Annotated in this window: 21 protein-coding genes and 1 pseudogene; 15 read left to right on the top strand and 7 right to left on the bottom strand. The window is 71.7% G+C overall.

All coding sequences use genetic code 11. The features are described 5' to 3' along the window. Positions 1–36 precede the first annotated feature (36 nt). Both AC5WRT_RS29965 and AC5WRT_RS29960 read right to left on the bottom strand, forming a co-directional pair. Entirely contained in the window at positions 37–1,395 is a 1,359-nt protein-coding gene (locus AC5WRT_RS29965; protein WP_496097140.1) for an FAD-binding oxidoreductase, read from the bottom strand. Positions 1,396–1,652: 257 nt separating this feature from the next. Next, positions 1,653–3,455, bottom strand: a complete 1,803-nt coding sequence (locus tag AC5WRT_RS29960) for a glycoside hydrolase family 15 protein (protein ID WP_496097159.1) — start codon at positions 3,453–3,455, stop codon at positions 1,653–1,655. Positions 3,456–4,024: 569 nt separating this feature from the next. Here AC5WRT_RS29960 and pyrG point away from each other — a divergent pair. The 10 genes from pyrG (at position 4,025) to AC5WRT_RS29910 (ending at position 16,042) form a co-directional block, all read left to right on the top strand. Further along, a complete protein-coding gene (pyrG, locus tag AC5WRT_RS29955; protein WP_496097158.1) occupies positions 4,025–5,674 on the top strand; it encodes a CTP synthase in 1,650 nt (549 codons plus the stop codon). A gap of 84 nt (positions 5,675–5,758) precedes the next feature. After that, positions 5,759–6,385: an NUDIX domain-containing protein gene (locus AC5WRT_RS29950; RefSeq protein WP_496097139.1), complete on the top strand. Its 627-nt coding sequence runs from the start codon at positions 5,759–5,761 to the stop codon at positions 6,383–6,385. Positions 6,386–6,546: 161 nt separating this feature from the next. Further along, on the top strand, positions 6,547–8,625 hold the full coding sequence (locus AC5WRT_RS29945) for a tetratricopeptide repeat protein (RefSeq protein ID WP_496097138.1): 2,079 nt from the start codon (positions 6,547–6,549) through the stop codon (positions 8,623–8,625). Between the two features lie 137 nt (positions 8,626–8,762). Then, positions 8,763–9,887 (top strand): alanine dehydrogenase, encoded by a 1,125-nt coding sequence (ald, locus tag AC5WRT_RS29940; RefSeq protein WP_496097137.1) that lies wholly within the window; start codon positions 8,763–8,765, stop codon positions 9,885–9,887. A gap of 413 nt (positions 9,888–10,300) precedes the next feature. After that, a complete protein-coding gene (locus AC5WRT_RS29935; RefSeq protein ID WP_496097136.1) occupies positions 10,301–11,434 on the top strand; it encodes a ParA family protein in 1,134 nt (377 codons plus the stop codon). After that, positions 11,419–11,973: a hypothetical protein gene (locus tag AC5WRT_RS29930; RefSeq protein ID WP_496097135.1), complete on the top strand. Its 555-nt coding sequence runs from the start codon at positions 11,419–11,421 to the stop codon at positions 11,971–11,973. Before AC5WRT_RS29935 ends, AC5WRT_RS29930 begins: the two co-directional genes overlap by 16 nt. A gap of 18 nt (positions 11,974–11,991) precedes the next feature. Next, positions 11,992–13,005: a segregation and condensation protein A gene (locus AC5WRT_RS29925; RefSeq protein ID WP_496097134.1), complete on the top strand. Its 1,014-nt coding sequence runs from the start codon at positions 11,992–11,994 to the stop codon at positions 13,003–13,005. Continuing rightward, positions 13,002–13,649, top strand: a complete 648-nt coding sequence (scpB, locus tag AC5WRT_RS29920) for an SMC-Scp complex subunit ScpB (RefSeq protein WP_496097133.1) — start codon at positions 13,002–13,004, stop codon at positions 13,647–13,649. The genes AC5WRT_RS29925 and scpB overlap by 4 nt, the downstream gene beginning before the upstream one ends. 12 nt (positions 13,650–13,661) lie before the next feature. Then, a complete protein-coding gene (locus tag AC5WRT_RS29915) occupies positions 13,662–14,723 on the top strand; it encodes a pseudouridine synthase (RefSeq protein WP_496097132.1) in 1,062 nt (353 codons plus the stop codon). A 569-nt stretch (positions 14,724–15,292) separates the two neighbouring features. Further along, on the top strand, positions 15,293–16,042 hold the full coding sequence (locus AC5WRT_RS29910) for a nucleotidyltransferase domain-containing protein (RefSeq protein WP_496097131.1): 750 nt from the start codon (positions 15,293–15,295) through the stop codon (positions 16,040–16,042). Between the two features lie 240 nt (positions 16,043–16,282). On the opposite strand, the pseudogene AC5WRT_RS29905 reads toward AC5WRT_RS29910, so the two are convergent. From AC5WRT_RS29905 to AC5WRT_RS29895, 3 genes and pseudogenes are all read right to left on the bottom strand, one after another. After that, a pseudogene (locus tag AC5WRT_RS29905) lies at positions 16,283–16,372 on the bottom strand (IS982 family transposase); the annotation flags it as partial. 55 nt (positions 16,373–16,427) lie between these two features. Further along, positions 16,428–17,132 (bottom strand): nucleotidyltransferase domain-containing protein, encoded by a 705-nt coding sequence (locus tag AC5WRT_RS29900; protein WP_496097130.1) that lies wholly within the window; start codon positions 17,130–17,132, stop codon positions 16,428–16,430. Positions 17,133–17,154: 22 nt separating this feature from the next. After that, positions 17,155–17,595, bottom strand: a complete 441-nt coding sequence (locus tag AC5WRT_RS29895; RefSeq protein ID WP_496097129.1) for a Rieske (2Fe-2S) protein — start codon at positions 17,593–17,595, stop codon at positions 17,155–17,157. A gap of 142 nt (positions 17,596–17,737) precedes the next feature. Here AC5WRT_RS29895 and aroH point away from each other — a divergent pair, with 142 nt between their 5' ends. The 5 genes from aroH (at position 17,738) to der (ending at position 22,186) form a co-directional block, all read left to right on the top strand. Then, the gene (gene aroH, locus AC5WRT_RS29890; RefSeq protein ID WP_496097157.1) at positions 17,738–18,100 is read left to right on the top strand and encodes a chorismate mutase; all 363 of its coding nucleotides are present in this window, start codon (positions 17,738–17,740) and stop codon (positions 18,098–18,100) included. Then, positions 18,097–19,182 (top strand): prephenate dehydrogenase, encoded by a 1,086-nt coding sequence (locus tag AC5WRT_RS29885; protein WP_496097128.1) that lies wholly within the window; start codon positions 18,097–18,099, stop codon positions 19,180–19,182. Before aroH ends, AC5WRT_RS29885 begins: the two co-directional genes overlap by 4 nt. Positions 19,183–19,286: 104 nt before the next feature. Then, entirely contained in the window at positions 19,287–19,982 is a 696-nt protein-coding gene (gene cmk, locus AC5WRT_RS29880) for a (d)CMP kinase (RefSeq protein ID WP_496097127.1), read from the top strand. A gap of 53 nt (positions 19,983–20,035) precedes the next feature. Next, a complete protein-coding gene (locus tag AC5WRT_RS29875) occupies positions 20,036–20,638 on the top strand; it encodes a lysophospholipid acyltransferase family protein (protein WP_496097156.1) in 603 nt (200 codons plus the stop codon). Positions 20,639–20,701: 63 nt separating this feature from the next. After that, positions 20,702–22,186 carry a ribosome biogenesis GTPase Der gene (der, locus tag AC5WRT_RS29870; protein WP_496097126.1) on the top strand — a complete coding sequence of 495 codons (1,485 nt, stop codon included), beginning with the start codon at positions 20,702–20,704 and terminating at the stop codon, positions 22,184–22,186. A gap of 64 nt (positions 22,187–22,250) precedes the next feature. On the opposite strand, the gene AC5WRT_RS29865 is transcribed toward der, so the two are convergent. Both AC5WRT_RS29865 and AC5WRT_RS29860 read right to left on the bottom strand, forming a co-directional pair. Beyond that, the gene (locus AC5WRT_RS29865; RefSeq protein WP_496097125.1) at positions 22,251–22,649 is read right to left on the bottom strand and encodes a hypothetical protein; all 399 of its coding nucleotides are present in this window, start codon (positions 22,647–22,649) and stop codon (positions 22,251–22,253) included. A 106-nt stretch (positions 22,650–22,755) separates the two neighbouring features. Then, on the bottom strand, positions 22,756–23,556 hold the full coding sequence (locus tag AC5WRT_RS29860; protein WP_496097124.1) for a DUF8842 C-terminal domain-containing protein: 801 nt from the start codon (positions 23,554–23,556) through the stop codon (positions 22,756–22,758). Between the last annotated feature and the right edge of the window lie 494 nt (positions 23,557–24,050).

The following is a 24,050-nucleotide window of genomic DNA, read 5'->3' as shown; positions in this document are numbered from 1 at the left end:
CGCTACCTGCGCCGACGCCCGGAGAACATCTTCCGGCTACACCGGTTCGACGGTGTGGTTGAACCGGAAGACGTTGTCCGGGTCCCAGCGCCGCTTCACCTTCTCCAGCCGCAGCAGGTTCCCGGCGCCCAGGCCCGCCCGGACCCGCTCGGGACCCTCGTCGCCGACGAACTCCAGGCAGACGTCCCCGGTGCTCCAGGGCCGCGCCTCGGCGCACGCCTCCCGCACCCAGGCCGTCTCCCGCTCGTCGTCCGCCGGGTCCGCCCAGCAGGCGAAGGGGTGCATGATCCAGGACGCGTCCCGGTACGGCACCGGGTACCCGCGGGGTCCGGAGGCGACGGCGCCGCCCAGCGGGAAGACGGCGAGCCGGCTGCCGGGCGTGGCGGGCATGCGCTGCGCGCGGGCGTGGCAGAGATCCACCAGCTCGTCGGGCAGGTCGCCCAGGCACTCGGCCGACCCGTCGTACCGCAGGCCGGGAGGCGGGTCCAGCACGCACTGCACGTCCGCGTACGGCAGGGTGCCGACGATCTCCGTCTCGTGCGGCAGCGCCAGCAGCGGCTCGGCGAGCTTGCGCAGACCGGGCTCGCCGCCGACGTACGTCAGCAGGGCAGCGCACCGCAGGCCCGGCCCCGCGGGCGGACCGGTCAGGTACAGCACGGCGCCGCCCACCTCGTCGGGCCCGGTGCGGATGACCTCGCGGAAGGCGCGGACCAGCTCTGGGCCGGACTCCGGCAGGCACTGCAGCAGCGCCACCGAGAACTCCGGCAGTTCGCGCAGCTCCAGGGTGAGCGCCGTCGCCACGCCGAAGTTGCCGTCGCCGCCGTGCAGCGCCCAGAACAGCTCCGGGTTCTCGTCGGGGTTCGCGTGCACCCGCTCGGCGTCGGCGGTCACCAACTCGACACCCAGCAGGTTGTCCACGGCCAGGCCGAAGGCGCGGTCCAGCCAGCCGGTGCCGCCGCCGAGCACATGGCCTGCGACGCCGCAGGTGGAGACCCGGCCACCTGTGGTGGCCAGCGCGTACGGCCGGGTCGCCCGGTCCAGGTCGCTCGTCGTGGCCCCGCCCTCCACCCGGACCGCCTCGGCCGCCGGGTCGACGCTCACCCCGCGCATCCGGCGCAGATCCACCATGAGCGCGCCGTCCACCCGGGCCCCCGCCAGGCCGTGCCCGCCGCCGCGCACGGCGACGCGCAGGTCCAGCTCGCGTGCGAAGCGGACGGCCCGGACGACGTCGGCAGCGTTCGCGCACCGGGCGATCACGGCCGGGCGCCGGTCGATCCTCGCGTGGCACCCGCCCCGGGCTTCGTCGTAGGCCGGATCCCCAGGGGCGAGCACCTCGCCGGCCAGATCCTCGCGGAGTGCGGCGAGGGCCGTGTGCGCCTTGGAACGGGCAGCCATGGCAGCCCCCCTTCGAACAGGGTCTGCCTCCAGCCTAGAGGGCCTGTCCGAGCGTTCGCGTCGTTGCCCGAAGGGCGGCAGCGCGGCGTCAGGTGCGTGCTCTCGGCGTGCCGCCCCCAGGCCCTCGTGGACGTACTCGGGTCCGGGGCCGGTGCGGCGAGTGGGGGGCACCTCCCACGCCGCCCAGGCAGTGGGGGAGCGTGCACGGCGCCGCGCGGCAGACGGGAATGGTCGGACTGGCCCTCCAGGCGCACGGCTCAGCCGCCGTACGCCCCCGACGCCGTCAGCCGCAGCGCCGTGTCGATCAGGGGCACGTGGCTGAACGCCTGCGGGAAGTTGCCGACCTGCCGCTGGCGCTGCGGGTCCCACTCCTCGGCGAGCAGGCCGAGGTCGTTGCGCAGGGCGAGCAGCTTTTCGAAGAGCTTCCTCGCCTCGTCGACGCGGCCGATCATCGCCAGGTCGTCGGCCATCCAGAACGAGCAGGCCAGGAAGGCGCCCTCGTCGCCGGGCAGTCCGTCGACACCCGCGTGGGCGCCCTCCGTGGGGTAGCGCAGGATGAACCCGTCGGTGGTGGACAGCTCGCGCTGGATCGCCTCGATGGTGCCGATCACCCGCTTGTCGTCCGGTGGCAGGAAGCCCATCTGCGGAATCAGCAGCAGCGAGGCGTCGAGCTCCTGGGAGCCGTAGGACTGGGTGAAGGTGTTGCGCTCCTTGTCGTAGCCCTTCTCGCACACGTCCCGGTGGATGTCGTCGCGCAGCTCCTTCCAGCGCTCCAGCGGGCCGTCCGCGTCACCGGACTCGATCAGCTTGATGGTGCGGTCCACCGCGACCCAGGCCATGACCTTGGAATGCACGAAGTGCCGGCGCGGGCCGCGCACCTCCCAGATGCCCTCGTCCGGCTCCTGCCAGTGGTCCTCCAGGTAGCGGATCAGCTTCAGCTGGAGCAGGGCGGCGTAGTCGTTGCGGGCCAGGCCCGTCATGTGCGCCAGGTGCAGAGCCTCGGTGACCTCGCCGTACACGTCCAGCTGAAGCTGGTGCGCGGCGCCGTTGCCCACCCGGACCGGGGCGGAGTTCTCGTAGCCGGGCAGCCAGTCCAGCTCGGCCTCGCCCAGTTCCCGCTCGCCGGCGATGCCGTACATGATCTGCAGGTTGTCCGGATCGCCGGCGACCGCGCGCAGCAGCCACTCGCGCCAGGCGCGCGCCTCCTCGCGGTAGCCGGTGCGCAGCAGCGACGACAGGGTGATCGCGGCGTCGCGGAGCCAGGTGTAGCGGTAGTCCCAGTTGCGCACGCCGCCGATGTCCTCGGGCAGGGATGTCGTCGGCGCGGCGACGATGCCGCCCGTGGGGGCGTACGTCAGGGCCTTCAGGGTGATCAGGGAGCGGACCACCGCCTCGCGGTACGGCCCGTGGTACGTGCAGTGCTCGACCCACTCGCGCCAGAATTCCTCCGTCGCCTCGAGCGAGGCCTCCGGCTCCGGCAGCGGCGGGGGCTCCTTGTGCGAGGGCTCCCACGAGATGGTGAACGCGATCCGGTCACCGGGAGCGACCGTGAAGTCGGCGTACGTGGTCAGCGACTTCCCGTAGGTCTCGGCCTCCGTGTCGAACCACACCGAGTCCGGCCCGGCGACCGCCACCGTACGGCCGCCGTGCTTGTGCACCCAGGGGATGACGCGGCCGTAGGAGAACCGCATCCGCAGCGCCGAACGCATCGGCACCCGGCCGGTGACGCCCTCCACGATCCGGATCAGCTGCGGGGCACCGTCACGCGGGGGCATGAAATCCGTCACCCGGACCGTGCCGCGCGGGGTGTCCCACTCCGACTCCAGGATCAGCGAGTCGCCGCGGTAGCTCCGCCGGGCGGCCGTGGGCGGCGGCGCGTCGGCCGCGTGGGCCGGGCCGAGCCGCCAGAAGCCGTGCTCCTCGGTGCCCAGCAGGCCGGCGAAGATGGCATGCGAGTCGAAGCGGGGCAGGCACAGCCAGTCCACCGTGCCGTCCCGGCAGACCAGTGCGGCGGTCTGCATGTCTCCGATGAGTGCGTAGTCTTCGATGCGCCCGGCCACGTGCAACTCCAGTCGAACGGCCACGTCACCCCCGCGCAGGGGGCTGTCGCTAGTGCGGTCAAGGGGTCGTTTGTTGTGCTCGTTGAGCGGTGAAGCAAAGCAGCCCGCCGAGCCCTGAGGCAACACGACAGTCTTAGCTCAACGAACTGCCGCGCTCTCGTTGTTCCGGGTGGTACGGGCGGGGGTGTGCCGTCGTTCCGGCCGGGCTCGGCAGCGAGTGTCCGAGCAGGATACGACGCACGTAGATGATCTGCGTGCCGCTCGGGGCAACCCATGTGGGCCGAACGGGTGAGCAGCGGGTGATGGCCATGTGACCTGCGTGTGTCTGCCGTGCCATGTGTGACAGGGGGGCCTGGATCCGGGTGCGCTCGGGCCGTCGCCGGGGCGCCCCGTGCCCGGCCGGGTGCGGAGCGTTGCCGGGAGCCATCGCGGCCGGGCGCTGATACCCTGGTAGCCCGTGGACCGGTGGGCCCGAAACCCCCGAACCGCAGCGACGGCACCCCCGGACTCGTCCGGACCGGAGGCCGTACCGCACGACAGACCGCGACCACGGGAGCCCCCTCTTGGCCATGCCGCCGAAATCTACGACGACCAAGCACATCTTCGTCACCGGGGGTGTCGCCTCCTCGCTCGGCAAGGGCCTCACCGCCTCCAGTCTGGGCATGCTGCTCAAGGCCCGCGGCCTGCGCGTCGTGATGCAGAAGCTCGACCCGTACCTGAACGTGGACCCGGGCACGATGAACCCCTTCCAGCACGGTGAGGTGTTCGTCACCAACGACGGCGCCGAGACCGACCTGGACATCGGACACTACGAGCGCTTCCTCGACCGCGACCTGGACGGCACCGCCAACGTCACTACAGGCCAGGTGTACTCCACGGTGATCGCCAAGGAGCGGCGCGGCGAGTACCTGGGCGACACCGTGCAGGTCATCCCGCACATCACCAACGAGATCAAGCACCGCATCCGGCGCATGGCCACCGACGAGGTGGACGTCGTCATCACCGAGGTCGGCGGCACCGTCGGCGACATCGAGTCGCTCCCGTTCCTGGAGACCGTCCGTCAGGTCCGCCACGAGGTCGGCCGGGACAACGTCTTCGTCGTGCACATCTCGCTGCTGCCGTACATCGGCCCCTCGGGCGAGCTGAAGACCAAGCCGACCCAGCACTCCGTCGCCGCGCTGCGCAACATCGGTATCCAGCCCGACGCGATCGTGCTGCGCTGCGACCGCGAGGTCCCGACCGCCATCAAGCGCAAGATCTCCCTGATGTGCGACGTCGACGAGGCCGCCGTGGTCGCCTGCCCGGACGCCCGCTCGATCTACGACATCCCGAAGGTCGTGCACTCCGAGGGCCTGGACGCCTACGTCGTGCGCAAGCTCGACCTGCCGTTCCGCGACGTCGACTGGACCACCTGGGACGACCTGCTGGACCGCGTCCACAACCCGGAGCACGAGATCACCCTCGCGCTGGTCGGCAAGTACATCGACCTGCCCGACGCCTATCTGTCGGTCACCGAGGCGCTGCGCGCTGGCGGCTTCGCCAACCGCGCCCGCGTGAAGATCAAGTGGGTCACCTCGGACGACTGCAAGACCCCGGCCGGCGCCAGGGCACAGCTGTCCGACGTCGACGGCATCTGCATCCCCGGCGGCTTCGGCGACCGCGGTGTGCTCGGCAAGGTCGGCGCGATCAAGTACGCCCGCGAGAACAAGGTCCCGCTGCTCGGCCTCTGCCTCGGCCTGCAGTGCATCGTGATCGAGGCCGCCCGCAACCTGGCCGACATCCCGGACGCCAACTCCACCGAGTTCGACCCGGCCACCGCCCACCCGGTCATCTCCACCATGGCCGAACAGCTGGACATCGTCGCCGGCGAGGGCGACATGGGCGGCACCATGCGCCTCGGCATGTACCCGGCGAAGCTCGCCGAGGGCTCGATCGTGCGCGAGGTGTACGACGGCAAGGAGTACGTCGAGGAGCGGCACCGCCACCGCTACGAGGTCAACAACGCCTACCGCGCGGAGCTGGAGAAGAAGGCGGGCATCCTGTTCTCCGGGACGTCGCCCGACGGCAAGCTCGTCGAGTACGTGGAGTACCCGCGCGACGTGCATCCCTACCTGGTCGCCACGCAGGCGCACCCCGAGCTGCGCTCGCGGCCGACGCGTCCGCACCCGCTGTTCGCCGGCCTGGTGAAGGCGGCCGTCGAGCGGAAGATCTCGAAGTAGCACAACAGTTGTACGGTGGCCGGGGCGCTCGGGTTCACAACGATCGCGCCCCGGCCGCTTCGCGCACGTGTGGAAGGACAGGGCATGACGATCAAGGACACCCCCGAGGAGTGGGAGATCCGGGCGACGGAGACCCCCTTCGTGGGCAACAAGACCTCCGTCCGCACGGACGACGTGGTCATGCCCGACGGGTCGGTGGCCCGCCGCGACTACCAGGTCCATCCCGGTTCGGTCGCCGTCCTCGCCCTGGACGAGGAGGAGCGGGTGCTGCTGATCAACCAGTACCGCCACCCGGTGCGGCACAAGCTGTGGGAGATCCCGGCCGGCCTGCTCGACGTGCCCGGCGAGAACCCGTTGCACGCCGCCCAGCGGGAGCTGTACGAGGAGGCGCACGTCAAGGCCGAGGACTGGCGGGTGCTGACCGACGTGTACACCACGCCCGGCGGCTGCGACGAGGCGGTGCGGGTCTTCCTCGCCCGCGACCTGTCCGAGGTCGAGGGGGAGCGGTTCGAGGCGGAGCACGAGGAGACCGACATGGAGCACGCGCGCGTGCCGGTCGAGGAGCTGGTGCGCCGGGTGCTGGCCGGTGACCTGCACAACAACTGCCTGGTCGTCGGTGTGCTGTCCCTGGTGGTCGCCCGCGCCGGCGACGGCCTCGACGCGCTCCGCCCGGCCGACGCCCCGTGGCCGGCCCGGCCCTTCCGGTCCTGAGCCGCGACCGTTCGGCCCACTGGTGTGACGATCGCCTGATCCGATCAGGGGACGTTTCCGCCGCGCCCGTCACGGCACGTAGCAGAGCGTCAACTAGGCTCTGAGGGGCTCGTCCCGGAAGATCCGGCGGGCTTGCGTGAGGTGGGACGGGAGCGTGGCCCGTGACGGATCAGGCGGTGGACGCAGGCGGCGTACGACTCTCGGCGCAGGGCGGCACGCAAGACCACTTCCTGGGCCGCGTACGGGAGTTGAAGGAACTGCGCGTCGACATCGAGCGCGCCGGGCTCGACACCCTCTCCGGCCGCAAGGCGCCACGCGCGCGCGTGCTGCTGATCGCGGGCCGCCCCGGCTCCGGCCGCACCGCCCTCGCCGAGGAACTCGTACGTCAGGTCGCGTACCGTTACCCCGACGGGGTGCTCAGGGCCCGGCTCAGCGAGCCCGACGGCACTCCCGTCCCCGTCGGGCGCGCCGCCCGCGACCTGCTCACCGCGCTGGAGCTGCCGGCTCCCGCCGGAGCCGCCGAGGACGAGCTGACCGAGGCGCTGCGCACCGCCCTCGCCGGCCGGCGCACCCTGCTGCTCCTCGACGACGCGGCCGGCGCCGAGCAGGTGGACGCGCTGCTCCCCGAGGCCCCGGACTGCCTGGTGGTGGCCGTCTCCTCGGGCCCGCTCACCGGCATCGCCGACGTCCGCCCCTGCACCCTGGGCGGCCTGGACACCAAGTCCGCGGTGGACCTCCTCATCCGCTACGCGGGCAGCGTCCGTATCACCGTCGACCCGAGGTCCGCGGAGAGCCTGGTCGAGGCCTGCCAGGGCCATCCCGCCGCTCTCGTGCTGGCCGGCGGCTGGCTCGCCGCCCGGCCCCAGGCCGCCGTCTCCGACCTCGCCAAACGGCTGCACACCGACGACGGCACGGACGGCACCCCGCTGGCCCGCGTCCTCCGGCACGTCCACGCCGACCTGCCGGCCCCGGCCGCCCGGACCCTGCGTCTGCTCTGCCTCGCCCCGGCAGGCCGCGTCGACCCGCACACCGCCTCCGCCCTCGCCGGCTGCTCGGTCGAGGCCGCCCGCGCCGCCCTGGACGACTTCGTCGCCCTGGGACTGCTGCGCGCGGCGCACTCCGTGCTGCCCCAGTACGAGGTCCCCGGCTGTCTGCACCCGCTGCTGCGCGCCCGTGCCGAGGCCCAGGAGCGGCCCGCGGAGCTGCAGCTGGCCCGCGCCCGGATGCTGGAGCGCACGGTACGGCTGCTGCAGGCCTGCCGGGCGATCACCGAGACGGACAGCCCGCAGGCCAGGGAGAAGCTCAACGCGATGCCCCGCGAGGTGCGCTTCCCGACTCCGAGGGCCGCCGCCGACTGGCTGCGCGTCCGGCGCCCCGCGCTGCTGGCGTCCGCGCGGCTCGCGGTGGCCGACGGAGAGCTGGACAACCTCGCAAGGCGGCTGATGTCCCAGCTGGTCAGGGCCATGGTGGCGCACGAGGGCACCCAGGGGGCGGCCGCCGACCTGTACGAGGTGCACGGCCTCGTCCTCGACGTCGCCGAGCGGCAGGGGCTGGCCCGGGAGCAGGCGGCGGCCCTGCTGAACCTGGGCGACGTGGACGCGCGGGCCGGTCGGACCCGGGAGGCGCTGGCACGCTATCGGTCGGCTCTGGACGCCGGGCGCAGAGCGAACGACCCGTACGCGACCGGCCGCGCGATGGAATCCGTAGGCGGCGCCCACCAGGAGCTGGGCGACCACGACCGGGCCGCCGACTGGTTCGGCCGGGCGCTGGCCGAGCGGCTGGCCCGCGACGAGCACGAGCCGGCCGCCCGGCTGTACGGCCGCATCGCCGCCGCCCACACCTGCGCCGGCCGCTACGGCGAGGCCCTGAGGAACTGGCGGGCCGCCGTCGCCGGCTACCGCAGGGGCGGCGATCTCGCCGCCCACGCACGGGCGTTGAGCGAGCTGGCCCGGGTGCAGGAGTACACGGGACGGTTCGAGGAGTCGCTGCGCACCAGCCGCGAGGCGGTGGAGTGGGCGCGGCGCGCCGACGACCTGCGGCTGCAGGCCGCGCTGCAGCTCCGGCTCGCCGACACCCTCGAGCACCTCGGCGACGCCGCCGCCGCTCGTCTGCACCGCGTGGCGGCCGAGCGGATGCTGGACGGGGACCGTCAGGGGGCCCGGGAGGCTCCGGAGGACGACACAAGGGTGGAACAGGCCATGGAAGCCTGCGAAATCCGTAGCGCACCCAGCAGAGATTGATGCAATGAAAGGCTAGACAGCCGGAACACCTTCATTAAACTGGCTCTGCCGCGCGTTCTCCTGCGGTGTCTCCCGGTATGCCCCCGCATGTCTGGGTACGTCTGTAAAGCACCCCCATACCCTCTGAGCCAAGGACCGTGATCGACGTGAAGGTCGGCATCCCCCGCGAGGTCAAGAACAACGAGTTCCGGGTGGCCATCACCCCCGCCGGTGTGCACGAGCTGGTGCGCAACGGGCACCAGGTCGTCGTCGAGCGGGGCGCCGGCCTCGGTTCCTCGATCACGGACGAGGAGTACGTCTCCGCCGGTGCCGCCATCCTCGACACCGCCGACGAGGTGTGGGCCGCCGCCGACCTGCTGCTGAAGGTCAAGGAGCCCATCGAGCAGGAGTACCACCGCCTCCGCAAGGACCAGATCCTCTTCACCTACCTGCACCTGGCCGCCTCCAAGGAGTGCACGGACGCGCTCATCGAGTCCGGCACCACCGCCATCGCCTACGAGACCGTCGAGCTGCCGGGCCGCTCGCTGCCGCTGCTCGCCCCGATGTCCGAGGTCGCGGGCCGCCTCGCCCCGCAGGTCGGCGCCTACCACCTGATGCGCGCGGCCGGCGGGCGCGGTGTGCTGCCCGGCGGCGTCCCCGGCGTGACCCCGGCCAAGGCCGTCGTCATCGGCGGCGGCGTCTCCGGCTGGAACGCCACCCAGGTCGCCGTGGGCATGGGCTTCGAGGTGACGCTGCTCGACCGCGACATCAACAAGCTGCGCGAGGCCGACCGGATCTTCGGCACGAAGGTCAAGGCGATCATGTCCAACTCCTTCGAGCTGGAGAAGGCCGTCCTCGAGGCCGACCTGGTCATCGGCGCGGTCCTCATCCCCGGCGCCAAGGCCCCGAAGCTGGTCACCAACGAGCTGGTGGCCCGCATGAAGCCCGGAAGTGTCCTTGTCGACATCGCGATCGACCAGGGCGGCTGCTTCGAGGACTCCCACCCGACCACGCACGCCGAGCCGACCTTCCAGGTCCACAACTCGGTCTTCTACTGCGTCGCCAACATGCCCGGCGCGGTGCCCAACACCTCCACCAACGCCCTCACCAACGCGACCCTGCCGTACATCGTCTCCCTCGCCAACAACGGCTGGGTGGAGGCGCTGCGCCGCGACCCCGCGCTCGCCAAGGGCCTGAACACCCATGACGGAAAGGTCGTTTACAAGGAGGTCGCCGAGGCGCACGGCCTGGAGCACGTGGAGCTGGAGACCCTGCTCGGCTGATCCTCCGGCCTGCCGAGCCGCTAAGTCACCAGGGCGTGAAAGGCGATTCGTCAACACAGCTGGTCAACAGTGCGCACCCGGCCGGACCTTGCCCGACAAGGTCCGGCCGGGTGTGTGTATGGTCACTTTGCGACGCTCGGTCAACTCGCCTCGAACGTAACCCTTCGACCGATTCGCACACCGGTGAAACCTGCTGTGCGACGGCCGTACGCCCTTGACAGCGAGATGTTTCATTGCCGACACATCCTGCCGGGTCCGGCGGATTGTGTTGCTGCGAACCGCCGACACGCCATAGAGTCGCCAACCGTCGGCATGGTGCCACGCTGACCTTGTCTAGAAGTTTCCTGGTCACCAAGGAGGTAAGACGACTTGTGAATGAGTCGACATTTTCTCCCGGGGGTGGTCAACCAGGAATGCCTGCACGGGGCCGGGGCCCCGCGGGATTCGAGGCTGTCGGCTCCGTAGCTGTGCGTACCTTCGCAGCCCACCAGAGTCCGGGACCGCAGACCGCCCGGACAGCACACCAGAGCATGGATGGCCATCACGTGAACGCCATGGCCGGCGACGGAAGTGGCGCGCCCCACAACCACTTCGCCGACTACGACGAACTGCCCGAGGGGCACTTCTACGACCCCGACGCCGAGTACGAGCCCGATCCGGAGTACGCGGCCACGCTCGCGCCCGACGCGGCCCGCCAGCGCCGTGAGCGCGTCGGTCCGACCGGGCGCCCGCTGCCGTACTTCCCGATCCCGGGCCCGCTGACCGACCACGGCCCCGCGAAGATCATCGCGATGTGCAACCAGAAGGGCGGCGTCGGCAAGACGACGTCGACCATCAACCTGGGTGCCGCGCTCGCGGAGTACGGCCGGCGCGTGCTGCTCGTGGACTTCGACCCGCAGGGCGCGCTGTCGGTGGGTCTCGGCGTCAACCCCATGGAACTCGACCTGACGGTCTACAACCTGCTCATGGAGCGGGGCATGTCCGCGGACGAGGTCCTGCTGAAGACGGCGGTCCCCAACATGGACCTGCTGCCCTCCAACATCGACCTGTCGGCGGCCGAGGTCCAGCTGGTCTCCGAGGTCGCCCGCGAGTCGACGCTGCAGCGCGCCCTGAAGCCGCTGATGCCCGACTACGACTACATCGTGATCGACTGTCAGCCCTCGCTCGGCCTGCTCACCGTCAACGCCCTGACGGCCGCTCACAAGGTGATCGTTCCACTGGAGTGCGAGTTCTTCGCCCTGCGCGGGGTGGCGCTGCTGACCGAGACCATCGAGAAGGTCCAGGAGCGGCTCAACCCCGAGCTGGAACTGGACGGCATCCTCGCCACGATGTACGACTCGCGCACGGTCCACAGCCGTGAGGTCCTGGCCCGGGTGGTCGAGGCGTTCGACGACCACGTCTACCACACGGTCATCGGCCGCACGGTCCGCTTCCCGGAGACCACGGTCGCCGGTGAGCCGATCACCACCTACGCCTCCAACTCCGTCGGTGCCGCCGCCTATCGCCAGCTCGCCAGGGAGGTGCTCGCCCGGTGTCACGCCGAGTGAGTCTGCCCGGGGCCGACGAACTCTTCCGGACGACAGGAGGGATGGCACTTCAGCCGTCGACTCCCCGGCGCGCGACGGGCGGTGAGGCCCGGGTACCGGCCCCCGCGGGGGAGAGCGACGACGTGGCCGCCGCCGAGGACGCACCGCAGTCGGTGCCGGTCCAGGGCGGTGACGGCGAGGGCGCCGAGCACGTCGCGGTGGAGGCCGACCAGGACGGGGCCGGAGAGTCCCGCACCCGCCCGGCGCGCCGGCAGTCACAGGATGCCTCGGGCGCACCCGCCGATACACAGCCACGCAAGCGCGGACGGGCGGCGGCACGGCGGCCCAGCGGGCGCGAGCGGCACGACGAGAAGATCACGGTCTACGTGTCGGCCGAGGAGCTGATGGACCTGGAGCACGCGCGTCTCGTGCTCCGCGGCGAGCACGGTCTCGCCGTCGACCGCGGCCGGATCGTCCGCGAGGCGGTGGCCGTGGTCCTGGCCGACCTGGAGTCCCGGGGGGACGCGAGCATCCTCGTACGGCGGCTGCGGGGCCGGTAGGGGTAGCCTGCGGGGGCCATGACCCCGAACGACGTTCCCCTCCCCGGCGCCGGTGCCGGCCGTCGGCGTGCGCTGGGGCGGGGTCCCGGGGTTCCACAGCAGGAACCGGTCGACGTCCCGGTACCCCTTCCCGAGCCGGAGACCCGGGTTCCCGCACCGGAAGAGGCGCCCGAAGCCGTCGCACCCGAAGAGCCCGCGCCCGTCGACTCCGGGGAACCCCGTGACGGCGTCTTCAAGGTCCGCCTGTCGAACTTCGAGGGCCCCTTCGACCTGCTCCTCCAGCTGATCTCCAAGCACAAGCTGGACGTCACCGAGGTGGCGCTGTCGAAGGTCACCGACGAGTTCATGGCGCACATCCGGGCCATGGGACCCGACTGGGACCTGGACCAGACGACCGAGTTCCTCGTCGTCGCCGCCACCCTCCTCGACCTGAAGGCGGCCCGGCTGCTGCCCGCCGCCGAGGTGGAGGACGAGGCCGACCTGGCGCTGCTGGAGGCGCGGGACCTGCTCTTCGCGCGGCTGCTGCAGTACCGGGCGTACAAGCAGATCGCGGACATCTTCAACGCGCGTCTCGAGGACGAGGCCCGCCGCCGGCCCCGCACCGTCGGCCTGGAACCGCACCACGCCGAGCTGCTGCCCGAGGTCGTCATCAGCATCGGCCCCGAGGGGTTCGCCAGGCTCGCGGTCAAGGCGATGCAGCCCAAGCCGAAGCCGCAGGTGTACGTCGACCACATCCACGCCCCGCTGGTCAGCGTGCAGGAGCAGGCCCGGATCGTGGTGGCCCGGCTGAAGGAGCTGGGGGAGGTCAGCTTCCGGGCGCTGGTGGAGGACACCGACGACACCCTGACCGTCGTGGCCCGGTTCCTCGCCCTGCTGGAGCTGTACCGCGAGAAGGCCGTCGCCCTGGAGCAGGAGGCCGCGCTCGGCGAGCTGCTCGTGCGCTGGACCGGCGGCGACGCCGACACGGCACCGATGGTCACCGACGAGTTCGACCGCCCGCCCGAGCGGCCCGAGGAGGAGAAGAAGGCATGAGCGAGACCACCGAGCTTCCTCCGGGGCTGCGCGGCGTCGCCGACCTCGGTCTCAAGCCCGCCCTGGAGGCGATGCTCATGGTCGTGGACGAGCCCGCGACCGAGGAGCACCTGGCCAGGCTGCTGGAGCGGCCGAGACGGCAGGTCGCGGACGCGCTGCGGGAGCTGGCCGACGAGTACACCGTGCAGGGCCGCGGTTTCGAGCTGCGGTTCGTCGCGGGCGGCTGGCGCTTCTACACCCGCGCCGCGTACGCGCCCGCCGTCGAGCGGCTCGTCCTGGACGGTCAGACCGCCCGGCTCACCCAGGCCGCACTGGAGACCCTCGCGGTGGTCGCCTACCGCCAGCCGGTCAGCCGCAGCCGGGTCTCCGCGGTGCGCGGGGTCAACTGCGACGGCGTGATGCGCACCCTCCTGCAGCGGGGTCTGGTCGAGGAGGCGGGCACGGAACCCGAAACAGGTGCGATCCTGTACAGGACGACGAACTACTTCCTGGAGCGGATGGGCCTGCGCGGCCTGGACGAGCTTCCGGAGCTCGCGCCCTTCCTCCCGGAGGCGGAGGCGATCGAGGCCGAGACCCAGGAAGGGGCTTTGTCGTTCGACCCGGACGCGCCCGACGCGTCCGGCGGTCAGGACGCAGACGACTAAGACGGAACTTTGATGCGAAGCAGCGGCAGCGGCAAGAGCGGCGGGCGCGGTAACTACCGCGGTGCCGGCAACAACAGGGACCAGAAGGAGGGGCAGGGCCGTCCCCGCAAGCCCCGCCCCGAGGAGCGCCGCTACGACGTGGGCCCGGCCGCCTCGAAGGACGGCCCCAAGGCCGGGCGTGGCGGCGCGGCCCGCGGCGGCGCCAAGGGCGGCCCGAAGAAGCCCCAGCAGGGCGGCCGTACGGCCCCCGCGCGCTCGCGTGAGTACGAGACGCGGGTCGAGGAGCGCAACCGCGAGCGGTACGCCGGCAAGAAGGACATCAAGCTGCCCAAGACCTTCCCCGGCGCCGAGCAGGAGGGCGAGCGGCTGCAGAAGGTCCTCGCGCGCGCCGGCTACGGCTCGCGGCGGGCCTGCGAGGAGCTGATCGAGCAGGCGCGGGTCGAGGTCAACGGCGAGATCGTGCTGGAGCAGGGCCGCCGGGTGGACCCGGAGAAGGACGAGGTCAAGGTCGACGGCCTGACGGTCGCCACGCAGTCGTACCAGTTCTTCTCGCTGAACAAGCCCGCCGGTGTCGTCTCCACCATGGAGGACCCGGAGGGCCGTCAGTGCCTCGGTGACTACGTGACCAACCGGGAGACGCGGCTCTTCCACGTCGGCCGGCTGGACACCGAGACCGAGGGCGTCATCCTGCTCACCAACCACGGCGAGCTGGCGCACCGCCTCACCCATCCCAAGTACGGCGTGAAGAAGACCTACCTCGCGCACATCGTCGGTCCCATCCCGCGCGACCTCGGCAAGCGCCTGAAGGACGGCATCCAGCTGGAGGACGGGTACGCGCGCGCGGACCACTTCCGGGTCGTGGAGCAGACCGGCAAGAACTACCTGGTCGAGGTGACCCTGCACGAGGGCCGCAAGCACATCGTGCGGCGCATGCTGGCGGAGGCCGGCTTCCCGGTGGACAAGCTGGTCCGCACCGCCTTCGGCCCGATCACCCTCGGCGACCAGAAGTCGGGCTGGCTGCGGCGCCTGTCCAACACCGAGGTCGGCATGCTGATGAAGGAAGTCGACCTCTAAGGACCTCACCGCGGTCATCACCCCCCTTTATCGTCATAGTGACGATAAAGGGGGGAATCCTACGCCCGAGCGCGTCGTGCCCGGAGCGCGGGGACGCCCTCGGGGCCCTCCCCACGGCTTCGGCGGTCGCCGGGCGAGGAGTTCGCGGACCGGTGCCAATACCGGACGACACCTGTCGGCAGGACACCGGTCCGATCTGTTCCAAGAGCTGCGGCGCGACATGCGGGTCGCCCCGGCCGGCCTCGCCCTGGCCCGAGCAGCGAACAGTGCTCGGGCGCCGCCCGGTTGCAGTCCGCGCTAGCTGTTCTGTCCACCTGCTCGCCCAGGCCGGGGCCCCGTCGGTCACACCCGGCTCGCCGAGCAGGCGCTCGCCACAGGGCTGCCGTGCTTCCTGCTCTTCCCCGAGGCGCCCGTCACCACCCTGCGCGGGCCGCGCGTTCCGCCTGTCTCCCCGGCAGGTTCGCGGGCGCCAGGCCCGATGCCGGTGGCCGGCCCGCCCATCGGGACGAGCGGATCGAGTACCGGGGGCGGCCTGCCGGCGCCGGGAGCGCTCTGGGACGCTTGGGCCCATGATCGACGACCTCGACATCGACCTGAGGCCCGTGGTCGCGGAGCAGCCCGACCCCCTGCTGTTCGCGACCGTCTCCGGAGCCCATCTGTACGGCTTCCCCTCGCGGGACTCGGACGTGGACCTGCGCGGCGTCCATCTGCTCCCGGCGGCCGACGTCGTCGGGCTGCGCGAGCCCGAGGAGACCCGCTCCCGGGCCTGGGTGCGCTACGGCGTCGAACTCGACCTCGTCACCCACGACCTGCGCAAGTTCGTACGGCTGATGCTGCGCCGCAACGGCTACGTGCTGGAGCAGCTGCTCTCGCCGCTGGTCGTGCACACCGGTGAGACGCACCGGGAACTGGCCGCGCTCGCCCCCGGCGTCCTCACCAGCCACCACGCCCACCACTACCGCGGGTTCGCGGTGACCCAGTGGCGGCTGTTCGAGAAGACCGGCGAACTCAAGCCGCTGCTCTACACGTTGCGGGTGCTGCTCACCGGCATCCACCTCATGCACAGCGGCGAGGTGCAGGCCCATCTGCCCACACTGCTCGACACGGTCGGCGCCCCCGCGTACGTGCCCGAGCTGATGGCCGCCAAGCGCGAGCGGGAGCACGGGGCCGCCGACATCGAGCACGCGCGCGTGGAGGCCGACGTGGAGCGCCTGCACGCGGCGCTCGACGAGGCGCAGGCCGCCTCGGCCCTGCCCGACGCGCCCAGCGCCCACGACGCCCTGCACGACTTCGTCGTCCGCGTCCGCCTGGAGAACTGACCGCGGCGCCGGGGCGTCCGCCCGGGGGCCTGTCCGACCCTTCCCGTCTGCCGCGCGACGCCCTGCACGCTCCCCCACTGCCTCGAGGCGTGGGAGGTGCCCCCACTCGCCGCGCCGGTCCCAGACCGGGTACGGCCACAGTACGAGGACCTGGGGCCGGCCCGCCGAGAGCACGCACCGGACGCCGCGCGGCCGCCCTTCGGGCAACGACGCGAATGGTCCGGAGAGCACACCTCACCTCGGCGGACGGCCCCATCGGCGCGATCCCGCCAGAGAGTCATCGATCTTCCCGTACAGTGCAGTCGCGAGGGTTTCGAGGTCCGTCGTCACAAACGGACCAACGAGACCCTCGCGTCATGCACCCGGCCCCTTCGGACCTACTCGTCTACCAGGGCGCAGGCGGGGCCGTCCGGAACGCCGAGTCCCGGCGGGTGCGGAACAGGAAGTCGGCCACACGCGCCTCGTCCGGCTCGGGCGGCAGGGGGCTGTGGCGCAGGGCCTGTTCCGTCTCCGCGCCCAGCCGGGCCATCCGTGCCTCGACCTCGGCCCAGGGGACCTCGCCCCGCTTCACCGCGAGCAGTTCCTGCCGCCGGTCGCCGACGTCGATCCGCAGCTCACCCGTGCGCAGCAGGTCCCGTGCGCTCATCAGCAGGCGCAGCAGATGCATGGCGTGCTTCCAGCGCGGGGCGCCCGTCGCGCGGACGTCGGCGTCCAGCTTCCTGCGCTGGCCGAGGGCGTAGCGGGTGAAGGTGTCGTGGGCCCGGCGGGAGAGGAAGGCGCCGCGCAGGGACAGCAGCTCCCGGCCGGTGTCGTCCACCCGCTCCACCAGCGGGGAGTGCAGGCACTCCAGGATGTTCGGGTTGCCGCGCAGCGCCAGCTCGCAGAACCGCTCGAGCTCCCAGGAGAACTGCTCCTCGCCCGGCCCCTCCACATGTGTCGGCGGCTTCTCGAACCGCCAGAACAGGGGAGTGGGGGCGAGGAACACGCCCCGCCGGTCGGTGTCGCTGGTGTCCGTCGCCAGACCGAAGGCCCGGGACCCCATGACACAGGCGTAGACGGTGTGGTCGCGTACCAGCGTCTCGGGCTGCATGCCCGGAGCGTACGACGGTTCCTCAGGTCAGTTTGATCGAATTTCCGTGTACCTCGATCGATTTCGGGGGGAGGGGCCTGGTCGCCGGGCCGTGTGCGACCGAGCCGTCGGCGATGTGGAACTTGCTGCCGTGGCAGGGGCAGTCGATCGTGCCGTCCGCGACCTTGTTCACCGTGCAGCCCAGGTGCGTGCAGATCGCCGAGAAGGCCTTGAAGTCGCCCTTCTTCGGCTGCGTGACGACCACTTTCCGGTCCTTGAAGATCTTCCCGCCCCCCTCCGGGATGTCACTGGTCCTTCCCAGGTCCCCGCCGCTCCTGACGTCGCTGCCGCTCTCCGTGGTGCTGGAGCTGCCGCCGCCGCTCTTGTTGCTGCCGCATGCCGCGACGGGCACGGCGAGCGCCACCGCCGCGCCGGTCACCAGAACCGTGCGCCGCCCCACGTCCTTGCTCACTGCAGCCTCCATATATTTGCTGATATCGGCATAAATCAATGGAAAGAGACTCTCTGCATCGTCTCAGCGATCGGGCGCCGCGCACCTCGAGCACGCGGGCTGACTACGCTGGACGGACCAGGAACAGATCCGCATGTCAGCAGGGAGCAGCGCCGTGGCGGTACGAGCGGTCCGGGGGGCCGTCCAACTCGAACGGGACGAGGCCGGGCACATGGACGAGCAGGTCGGAGCCCTGATCACCGCCGTCCTTGACCGGAACGGACTGACCACCGACGACCTGATCAGCATCTGGTTCACGGCCACCCCCGACCTGCACAGCGACTTCCCGGCGGCCGCCGCCCGCAAGCTCGGCATCGTCGACGTCCCGCTGATCTGCGCACAGGAACTGGACGTCGAGGGTGCCATGCCCCGGGTCGTACGGCTCCTCGCGCACATCGAGTCCGACCGGCCCCGGTCCGGGATCGACCACGTCTACCTGGGTGCCGCGGCCGCCCTGCGCAAGGACATCGCCCAGTGAGAACCGCCCTGGTCATCGGCACGGGCCTCATCGGCACCTCCGCCGCTCTGGCCCTGACCCAGCGCGGGGTGACCGTCCACCTCGCCGACCACGACCCCGAGCAGGCCCGCACGGCCGCCGCGCTGGGCGCCGGCACCGACGAGGCTCCCGAGGGGCCCGTGGACCTGGCGATCGTGGCCGCCCCGCCCGCCCTTGTGGCCGGCGTCCTCGCCGACGCCATGCGCCGGGGGGCGGCCCGCGGCTATGCGGACGTGGCCAGCGTCAAGGGCGGCCCGCGCCGCGAACTGGAGGCGCTCGGCCTGGACCTGTCGGCGTACATCGGCACGCACCCCATGTCCGGGCGCGAGAAGTCCGGCCCGCTGGCCGCGACCGGCGACCTCTTCGAGGGCCGCCCCTGGGTGCTCACCCCGACCCGGGACACCGACACCGAGGTGCTGAACCTCGCCCTGGAGCTGGTCTCGCACTGCCGCGCCCTGCCGGTCGTCATGGACGCCGACGCCCACGACCGCGCCGTCGCCCTCGTCTCCCACATGCCCCACCTGGTGTCCAGCACGGTCGCGGCCCGCCTGGAGCACGCCGAGGAGGCCGCCGTACGGCTGTGCGGACAGGGCATCCGGGACGTGACCCGGATCGCCGCCTCCGACCCGCGCATGTGGATCGACATCCTGTCCGCGAACCCGGGTCCGGTCGCCGACCTGCTCTCCGAGGTCGCCGCCGACCTCGGCGAGACCGTCGAGGCGCTGCGGGCGCTGCAGTCCTCCGACGAGGCGAAGCGGCGCGAGGGCAGCGCCGGCATCGAGGACGTGCTGCGCCGTGGGAACGCGGGCCAGGTGCGGGTACCCGGCAAGCACGGATCCGCGCCGCGCGTGTACGAGACCGTCGTCGTCCTCATCGACGACCAGCCCGGCCAGTTGGCCCGCATCTTCGCGGACGCGGGCCGGGCCGGGGTCAACATCGAGGACGTGCGCATCGAGCACGCGACCGGTCAGCAGGCGGGTCTGGTGCAGCTCATGGTCGAGCCGAAGGCGGCGCCGGTGCTGACGGAGGCGCTGCGTGAGCGGGGCTGGGCGCTGCGCCAGTAGGGCGCCCGCACGCGTCCGGACGAGTGACCCGCACCCAGTAACCTTGTGCAGGGCGCTCTCGCCCCCTCGCACCCGCCCACACCGCACCAGGAAGGTGTCCCTCCGTGGAATACGGCGCCGCCCCGTCCGCCAAGCCCGTGATCGTCGCGATCGACGGCCCCTCCGGCACGGGCAAGTCGAGCACGTCGAAGGCCGTCGCCGCGCAGCTCGGCCTGAGCTACCTGGACACCGGCGCCCAGTACCGGGCGATCACCTGGTGGATGGTGAACAACGGCATCGACCTGGAGGACCCGTCGGCCGTCGCCGCCGTCGCCGGCAAGCCGGAGATCGTCTCCGGCACCGACCCGGCCGCCCCGGCGATCACGGTCGACGGCGTGGACGTGGCCGGCCCGATCCGCACCCAGGAGGTCACCTCCAAGGTCAGTGCGGTCAGTGCGGTGCCCGAGGTGCGCTCCCGGATCACCGAGCTGCAGCGCTCGATCGCCGCGGGAGCGGAGAACGGCATCGTGGTCGAGGGCCGTGACATCGGTACGACCGTCCTCCCGGACGCCGACCTGAAGATCTTCCTCACCGCCTCTCCGGAGGCCCGCGCGGCCCGCCGCAGCGGCGAGCTGAAGGGCGCCGACCTGCACGCCACCCGCGAGGCGCTGATCAAGCGGGACGCGGCCGACTCCTCCCGCAAGACCTCGCCCCTCGCCAAGGCCGACGACGCGGTCGAGGTGGACACCACCGAGCTCACCCTCGCCCAGGTCATCGAGTGCGTCGTCACCCTGGTCGAGGAGAAGCGGGCCGGGAAGTGAACCTGCCCTCGCAGCGGGGTGCCGAGGTCGGCCGGCGCATCGGCGTCGGCCTGATGTACGGCCTGTTCAGGCCGCGCGTGCTCGGCGCCTGGAAGGTGCCGGCCACCGGCCCGGTGATCTTCGCCGTCAACCACTCCCACAACATCGACGGCCCGATGGTCATGGGCGTGGCACCCCGGCCCACGCACTTCCTGATCAAGAAGGAGGCCTTCGTCGGCCCGCTGGACCCCTTCCTGACCGGCATCGGCCAGCTGAAGGTGGACCGCGCCACCGCCGACCGCACCGCCATCACCCGGGCCCTAGCCTTGCTTCAGGCGGGCGGGGTGCTCGGCATCTTCCCGGAGGGCACCCGGGGCGAGGGCGACTTCGCCTCACTGCGCGCCGGGCTCGCCTACTTCGCGGTCCGCAGCGGGGCGCCGATCGTGCCCGTCGCGGTCCTGGGAAGCGCGGAGCGGCCGGGGCGGTTGATCAAGGCACTGCCCCCGCTGCGCTCCCGCGTCGACGTCGTCTTCGGCGACCCCTTCGACGCGGGCGACCCCGGCGGGCGGCGTACGCGCGCGGCGCTGGACGAGGCGACCGAACGCATCCAGAAGCAGCTCACCAGTCACCTGGAAAACGCCAGGCGCCTGACCGGGCGCCAAGCGACACTTGAGTAGTGGATCGGCCCATGCGGGGCTTTTCCACCGATCACCACGAATGAACGACGAGGTACGGACTTCATGAACGACGACATCCAGCCCGGCGACTCGGCTGAGCACGAGTACGACCACGGGGCTCTCGGCGACGCCGAGTACGCGCAGTTCATGGAGCTCGCCGCGGAAGAGGGCTTCGACATCGAGGACGTCGAGGGCGCCATCGAGGCGGCGGGCCACGGCCCGCTGCCCGTGCTCGCCGTCGTCGGCCGTCCCAATGTCGGCAAGTCGACGCTGGTCAACCGGATCATCGGCCGCCGCGAGGCGGTCGTCGAGGACCGGCCGGGCGTCACCCGCGACCGCGTCACGTACGAGGCCGAGTGGGCCGGCCGCCGCTTCAAGGTCGTCGACACCGGCGGCTGGGAGCAGGACGTCCTCGGTATCGACGCCTCCGTGGCCGCGCAGGCCGAGTACGCGATCGAGGCGGCCGACGCGGTCGTCTTCGTGGTGGACGCCAAGGTCGGCGCGACCGACACCGACGAGGCGGTCGTCCGGCTGCTGCGCAAGGCAGGCAAGCCGGTCGTGCTGTGCGCCAACAAGGTGGACGGACCGAGCGGCGAGGCCGACGCGGCCTATCTGTGGAGCCTCGGCCTCGGTGAGCCGCACCCCGTCTCCGCGCTGCACGGCCGCGGCACGGGCGACATGCTGGACGCCGTCCTGGAGGTGCTGCCGGACGCGCCGCGCGAGACCTTCGGCGGGGCCGGCATCGGCGGTCCCCGCCGGATCGCCCTGATCGGCCGCCCGAACGTCGGCAAGTCCTCGTTGCTGAACAAGGTGGCCGGCGAGGAGCGCGTCGTCGTCGACGAACTGGCGGGCACCACCCGCGACCCGGTCGACGAGATCATCGAACTCGGCGGCAGGACCTGGAAGTTCGTGGACACCGCCGGTATCCGCAAGCGCGTCCACCTCCAGCAGGGCGCCGACTACTACGCGTCCCTGCGCACGGCCGCCGCCGTCGAGAAGGCCGAGGTCGCGGTCGTCCTGATCGACGCCTCCGAGAACATCTCGGTGCAGGACCAGCGGATCGTCACCATGGCCGTCGAGGCGGGTCGCGCGCTGGTCGTCGCCTACAACAAGTGGGACACCCTCGACGAGGAGCGCCGCTACTACCTGGAGCGGGAGATCGAGACGGAGCTGGGCCAGGTCGCCTGGGCCCCGCGGGTGAACGTCTCGGCGCGCACCGGTCGCCACATGGAGAAGCTGGTCCCGGCGATCGAGACCGCCCTCGCCGGCTGGGAGACGCGCGTCCCCACCGGGCGGCTCAACGCCTTCCTCGGCGAGCTGGTCTCGGCCCACCCGCACCCGATCCGGGGCGGCAAGCAGCCGCGCATCCTGTTCGGCACCCAGGCCGGCACCAAGCCCCCGCGGTTCGTCCTGTTCGCCTCCGGTTTCATCGAGGCGGGCTACCGGCGCTTCATCGAGCGCCGCCTGCGCGAGGAGTTCGGCTTCGAGGGCACCCCGATCCACATCTCGGTGCGGGTACGCGAGAAGCGCGGCGCCAAGAAGAAGTGACGCCGGTACGACGTGAAGGGCGGCGCCTGGTCCTCCAGGGGCCGCCCTTCACGCCGTATGCCGGTCACTCGCCCCGGCGCGGCCCCGGGGGCAGCGCCGCGGGGACGTGCTGCATCCCGGTGTCCTGCTGCCGCCCCAGTGTGCCCACCCGCTGCCACTGCGACTGCTGCCGCGCGCTGTACGCTCCCGCGCTGTAGGCGGTGTACGAGCTGCCGAACGACCCCGTGCGATGCCCTCCGTAGGACCCCGTGCGGTCCTGGAGGTGCCCGAAGGGGCAGAACCTCAGCTCCTCCTCGCCGCTCCGGTCGCCCGGCAGCGCCCGGAAGCTCTTGACCCACTCGGCGTAGAGCGAGTCGTAGATCGGCGTGGCCGAGCCCCCACCACCCCCGTCCTGCGCCAACCGGGCAGAGGGAACGGAGACGAAGGCGGACCGGCGGGGCGGGGAGGTGTCGTATGCGTGCACGTATGTCCAAACGACGGAGACCGCAAAGGGATGCGGTCACCGCAACGTCCCCGAGAGGCGCGGGGGCCCTGCCGCTCGCGAGAGAAACCGCCCTTGGGCGAAGGACTCACGTACCCGCGAGAGGAAGCGCCGCCGCGACCAGCTTCCCGTTCGCCGCGGACTTGTCCAGGGACTCCCGCAGCAGATCCTCCCGGGGCTGACGCCCGATGGACCCCACCGGGGCCGCGAACAGCAGCACCTGCTGGTGCTTGTTGGCCGCGGCCCGCCAGCCGTCCGTCACCTGCAGCGGCTGGTGCGCCTGCCACCAGGCGACCGGCTGACCGCCGTGCGCCGAGGGCTGCAGCACCGCGTGCAGCTGCCCCATGGCGAGCAGCACCGACCAGCCGTGCAGCACCGGCGGCACGGACGCCAGCTCGGTCACCGGCATGAAGCCCTGCTCGATGAGCAGCGGAAGGAACTCGTCGCCCGGCCCGGTGGAGCCCGGCCGCACGATCGGGGAGGTCGGCTCGACGACGAGCGCGGGGTGCAACTCGCCCTCGATCAGGACGAGTCCGCTGGTCACGCCGAGCACCGCCTGCTCGGGCACGGCCTGCTGCGGCCCGCCCGCGGCGGCGGGGCCCGCGCCGTCGGCGACGCCGCCGATGGAGCGGACCGCGCCCTGCAACTGCTCCTCGGTGACCTGGACGACCTGCGAGGGCAGGCAGCTGGCGTGGGCGAAGGCGAGGACGGCGGTCTCGTCGCCGACGAACAGAACGGTGCTGGTGCGCTCCTGCTCGGAGTCGCCCGGGGTGCGGCAGGACGTGCAGTCGTAACTGCCCGGGGCGTTCTCTCCGGCGAGCAGCCGGTCGGCTTCTTCGTCGCCGATCTCGGCGCGTACGGCGTCGCTGACGTCGAGCATGCGCGGCACGGTGGCTCCCTCGGGATGTGGCACTGGGTCGGCCGGGTGGCTCCCGGCCGCTGAGTCCCGGGGTTCCGGGCTCATGAAGAAGACAACGGACGTCCTGTGGTGGGAGTCACGCCCCGCGGGCGACCTGTTCGAACCAACCGGCGCATACGGTCACCGGAAGTCCGGAATCCGCTACTCACGGTCAACTGACCGCGCTGTCAAGGAACTTGAAGAGGTGAAGTGGGTCACAGGTCACTTCAGTCGGTGGTCGAAAAATCAGGAAATTCATGCATGTAGTGGGTGGCCGAAAATCGACGATACCTGCGGTAACAGGCAACTGGCCTCGAATGACGGGGTGTTGGTTGATTCCGGCGGCTCGTCCTCCCTACATTCCTCCGCCGTGTGCAACGAGCACCGCTCGGGTACGTCCGACGCCCGGCACCGGCACAGCACCACCGCCGGCACCGGTCACGCGGACGGGGCGGGCACGAGCGACCGCGGTCCTGCGCGGCGCG

This window comes from Streptomyces sp. NTD91 (assembly GCF_059510455.1).
The sequence above is the reverse complement of the archived record's forward strand: the minus strand, read 5'-3'. Positions and strand labels throughout refer to the sequence as shown.